The 4,599-nt window shown below is 61.7% G+C and carries 4 protein-coding genes; 3 read left to right on the forward strand and 1 reads right to left on the reverse strand.

The genetic code is table 11. The features are described from left to right. On the reverse strand, positions 1–109 hold a 109-nt coding region (locus NZM16_RS14000), incomplete at its 3' end, for a cobalamin B12-binding domain-containing protein (RefSeq protein WP_367281010.1). Positions 110–506: 397 nt separating this feature from the next. Between NZM16_RS14000 and NZM16_RS05650 the strand changes: the two genes are divergently transcribed. From NZM16_RS05650 to NZM16_RS05660, 3 genes are all read left to right on the forward strand, one after another. Continuing rightward, positions 507–1,511: a LacI family DNA-binding transcriptional regulator gene (locus NZM16_RS05650; RefSeq protein WP_295449036.1), complete on the forward strand. Its 1,005-nt coding sequence runs from the start codon at positions 507–509 to the stop codon at positions 1,509–1,511. Positions 1,512–1,545: 34 nt separating this feature from the next. Beyond that, complete coding sequence (locus NZM16_RS05655; RefSeq protein ID WP_295449039.1) at positions 1,546–3,339, forward strand: ABC transporter substrate-binding protein; 1,794 nt, start codon at positions 1,546–1,548, stop codon at positions 3,337–3,339. A gap of 191 nt (positions 3,340–3,530) precedes the next feature. Beyond that, entirely contained in the window at positions 3,531–4,514 is a 984-nt protein-coding gene (locus NZM16_RS05660) for an ABC transporter permease (protein ID WP_295449042.1), read from the forward strand. Positions 4,515–4,599: the final 85 nt, after the last annotated feature.

Genomic DNA, 4,599 nt, shown 5'->3' on the forward strand with positions numbered 1-4,599 from the left:
AGATCACCTCAAACCCTGCATCCCGCAGGGCGCGGGCGATCACCTTTGCGCCCCGATCGTGGCCATCCAGCCCTGGCTTCGCGATCAGCACCCGGATCTTCCGACCCATAGTGAACCTCGCCGGATGGGATCGATCAAGCGTTCGCCTTTATTTTAATACTGGCCAGCCCTCCTCTGTGACGAGGCATTCCGAGATCGCTCCATCCCCAGCACTCCAGGTCCAGCTCCGCGCGTTTCGATCAGACCCTCGCTTGGGTTCTTCGGCGCACCGTGTCCTGCGACACCGTGAAAAGACCCCACGTCCCCACATCCCAGTTCGAAGGATTTTCAAGCAGCTTTAACCTCCTCTTGACAATTTCCTTGAACCCGAGTAAAATATTAGCGTAAACGATTTCTCACCAACACTCAAGGCATTGAGGAGATTTTTAGCAGATTATCAGTCATGAAAGTCAATATATTTTCGATATTGAGCATGTAAACTACTATTTTTTACATAAATTTTTGTGATGAAAAAAATAACTTTGAAAGCGATTGCAGAACGTGCAGGGGTTTCCGTGGCCACGGTTTCCCGGGCGTTGAACGGGCGCGGGCCAATGGATGAGGCGACGCGGGAACAGATCCTGCGGATCGCCGAGGAATTGGGATACGCCCCGGACATGGCCGCCCGCAGCTTGGTGCTACGCCGCACCGAAAACATCGGCTTCCTGATCCACGCCCTCCAATCCCTCTCCCCCCATACCTTCTACGGCGAGATCCTGACCGCCGTGGAGCGAGAGTTGCGGCGCCATCGCTATCACCTCCATTTCGCCACTGTGGAAGACGAAACCCTGCCTCCTTTGATCAAAGAGAACCGCGTCGATGGCCTGATCCTGGCAGGCTGCGACCTCCCCCCCGTGCTGATCCGTTCCCTGAAAGAGCGTCGCATCCCCCTGGTGTTGCTGGACAACCATCTCCTGGGGATCGACAGCGTCTTCACCGACAACGTCAACGGAGCCTTTCAGGCAACCGCCCACTTGATCCGCCTCGGCCACCGGCGGGTCGCCTTTATCGCGGAGACGCTGGACAATCTGAGTTTTCAGGAACGGTTTGAAGGATATCGGCAGGCCCTGGAAGCCCACGGCCTGCCTTTTGATCCCGAGCTGGTGGCGGAGGGAGAGCGGGGCTTTGAAGGAGGATTCGTGGCGATGAACAGCCTGCTGGACCGAGCCCGGCCTACGGCGGTAGTCGCAGCCAACGATCCCACAGCGGCCAGCGCGATGCGGGCGATCCGAGCGCGGGGATTGCGGATCCCCGAGGACATCGCCGTGGTCGGCTTCGACGATGACCCTCTCGCGGTACACACCGATCCCCCCCTCACCACCATGCGGGTCTTCCGGTCCAAAATGGCGGTTCTGGCTGTCGCACGGCTGCTGGACCTCATCCAAAACCCAGAGCAACCCGCCCTCCATATCCGGATCGAAACCCAGCTGATCGTCCGTCAGTCGTGCGGGAGCCCTCTCACTCCATCCTGAGGAGAGGAGGTTCATCATGTCCCGAGGATCCGGTATGACAAGGTGGTGTGTTTTCGCCCTCGCGGCGCTGGCACTGGCGCTGAGCGCCTGCGCCCCCACCCCCACTCCTGCCCCTGGGCCAGCTGCCTCCCCTACCCCGATCGTGGTCGAAAAAGTCGTCACCCCCACTCCCGCCCCGCGCCCCAAGGAATTCGTGCTGGGCACCGGTTGGGAAGTCCCGCCCGCCTATCACGGCAACCCCTTCGCCTCCGGCGGGGTCGGCGGGGCCTGGTGGTTCGTCTTCCAGCCTCTCCTGATCTACGTCCCCGCCACCGGCGAGGCGATCCCCAGCCTGGCCGAATCCTTCCAAGAAGCCCCCGACCGCATCACCTTCCGATTACGCCAAACCGGCTGGTCGGATGGAACCCCCTTCACCAGCAAGGATGTGTGGGCCTCCTTCGTCCTCATGAGGTTGATGTGGAACTGGCCCGGCGAGATCGATCGGGTGGAGACACCTGATGACCGGACGGCGGTCATCGTATGGAAGCAGCCCCTCGCGAACCCCAAGGCCCTTATCAGCAGCGCCCCGATCCTGGTCAATATGGCTGCCTATGGGAAGTTCGCCGAGGAAGCTGCCAAATGGCTGGGCCAGACCGGGCCGGAGGCCGAGGAGGCGCTGAACAAAATCCGTCAGGAGGTTTCCAACTTCAAGCCCGCGAAGCCTATCTCCGTCGGCCCCTTCCAGGTGGAGAGCGTCAGCGCCTCGGAGATGCTCCTGACCAAGAACCCCTACCACTACGCTGCCCAGAAGATCGGCATCGATCGCATCCGCTTCCTGCGCTGGACCTCCAACGAGGTGATGTGGGCGTTCCACCTGGCCGGGGAGCTGGATGCCAGCCACGCGGCGGCCCCCAAGGATGTCGCGGATCAGATCCTGCAACGCCAGCCCCAGACCCGGCTGCACCTGGTCACGGACCTCTCCGAGTTCGCCCTGCTGTTCAACCTCCGCAAGGCGCCCTTCAATGACGTTCGCTTCCGCAAGGCCATCGCCTATCTCATCGACCGGGACAAAGTTCGGGAGGTGGCTTACTTCGCCGGGCTCACTTCCGCTCCTTATTCCCATGGCGTTCTCAAGTCCTTTGAGGAACAGTGGTTAGGGAAGGACTTCCTGGCCACTCTTACCGCTTACAATCCGGATCCGGCGAAGGCGGAGGCGCTGCTCAAAGAACTGGGCTGGACCAAGGGGCCCGATGGCAAATGGCGGGATCCCACCGGGCGGACCCCCGAGTTCGAGATCCTGGCCCAAGCCGGAGCCACCGACTGGGTGCTGGCCGCGGAGGCCATCGCCACCCAGCTGAATAACCAGGGCTTCCAGGTTCGGGCTCGGGCCGTTGAACCCGGGGTGTATCCGACCACCCTGCGGGGCGGCCAGTTCGATATGGCCATCCAGTTCGGCAGCGCCTGGTGGGGCACGGCCCATCCCCATACGGGCTATGGCCGACTCTACCTGTGGGAGGCCTCGGAGTTCACCGGGGCGAAGGATCTCATGAAGATCGTCAAGGGGCCGCAGGGGGAGGACGTGGACATCGCCCAGGCGCTGGACAATCTGCTGAAGGAACCGAACCTGGAGCGCCAGAAGGCCATTGTTCGCCAGCTGGCCTGGATCACCAACGAGAACCTCCCGGTCCTCAGCCTGCTGGAGAAGCGGCTGATGATCTTCCACGCGGACGGCATCCGGGTGACCGGGTGGCCGGCGGAGAACGATCCCCTGTGGACAGTGGCTCCGGGGGCGATCGAGCGGTTCTATGCCCACCTGCTCATCGAGGGCATCCTGAAGGGAGCCCAATAGCCGCACGATAACCAGGGATACAGCAGTTATGCCGTTCTCCGAAGAGGCGTCCGGGAAGTTGGATCACGCACGAACATGAGAAGAAGGGGGTCGGGCGCTTGCGGCGCTCGACCCCCGGAAACTCCTCGGGATGGCGAGCTCGGGTGGCGCGCTCTCCATCCTGGAGACGATAGAAGGGGAGCGAAGCTCGCATGCAATGGGTTCGACGGGTGCTTCTGGCAGCGTTGACCATCTGGTTGGTCGCCACCCTCACCTTTGTAGTGGTCGAACAGGCGCCGGGGGATATCTTTTACCTGATGGCTCAGGAGATCGCCCAGACCCGCGGCGTCCCCATCGAAGTGGCTTATGCCCAGGTCCGTAGCATGGTGGGCTATGACCCGACCCGCCCTCTCCTGGACCGCTACCTCGAATGGCTGCAGGAGCTCCTGCGCGGGAATCTGGGCTTTTCGTATTTTTATCGCATCTCCGTGAACCAGATCCTCTTCCAGGCCCTGCCCTGGACGGTCTTCGTTCTCTCGATCGCCCTCCTCCTGAGCTTTGGGATCGGGGTCCTGCTGGGGCTGGTGATCGCGGTCCGTCGACGCACCTGGCTGGACCCCCTGATCACCAGCTACGCCTCCTTGACTGACGCCACGCCGGATTACCTGACGGCACTCCTGCTGTTGATTGTCTTCGCCCTTAACTTGAAATGGTTCCCCTCGAAGGGAGCCTATGACAGCAGCTTGACCCCGGGGTTCAACCTACCCTTTATCCTCAGCGTGTTCCACCACGCTGCATTACCGATCCTGGCCTACACGCTGGAGAACATTGGGGCCTGGGCCCTGGCCATGAAGGGGAGCGCGATCTCCGTCCTGGGGGAGGATTTCATCGCTTTCGCCCGGGCCCGGGGCCTGAAGGAGCGACGCATCCTGACCCATTATGTCGGCCGCAATGCCGTTCTCCCCCTGATCACTGGCCTGGCGCTGGCCTTCGGCGGGATGTTCGGGGGCTCTGTCCTCATCGAAACGGTCTTTCACTACCCCGGGATCGGATGGTTCTTCAAGTTCGCCCTCGATCACCGGGATTACGGTATGATGCGGGGATTGCTGATCCTCACCACGGTGGCCATCGTGCTGGCCAATCTGATCACGGACTTCATCTATCCGCTGTTGGATCCCCGCATTCGAATGGAGTAGGACTTACAGTTGCACAACTGGGTGGAGGGTCCGCCTCATCCCCCTCCCCACAGCCCTTTGGGCCGTGGGGAGGGGGGAGAAAGAG

Origin of the sequence: Thermoflexus sp. (assembly GCF_025055495.1) — a bacterium.
In the GTDB taxonomy this organism is placed as follows: Bacteria; Chloroflexota; Anaerolineae; order Thermoflexales; family Thermoflexaceae; genus Thermoflexus.

Excerpts from the sequence above, each read along its gene's own strand:
- NZM16_RS05655 (WP_295449039.1), top strand. The coding sequence starts at position 1,546 with ATGACAAGGTGGTGTGTTTTCGCCCTCGCGGCGCTGGCACTGGCGCTG.
- NZM16_RS05660 (WP_295449042.1), top strand. The coding sequence starts at position 3,531 with ATGCAATGGGTTCGACGGGTGCTTCTGGCAGCGTTGACCATCTGGTTG.
- NZM16_RS05650 (WP_295449036.1), top strand. The coding sequence starts at position 507 with ATGAAAAAAATAACTTTGAAAGCGATTGCAGAACGTGCAGGGGTTTCC.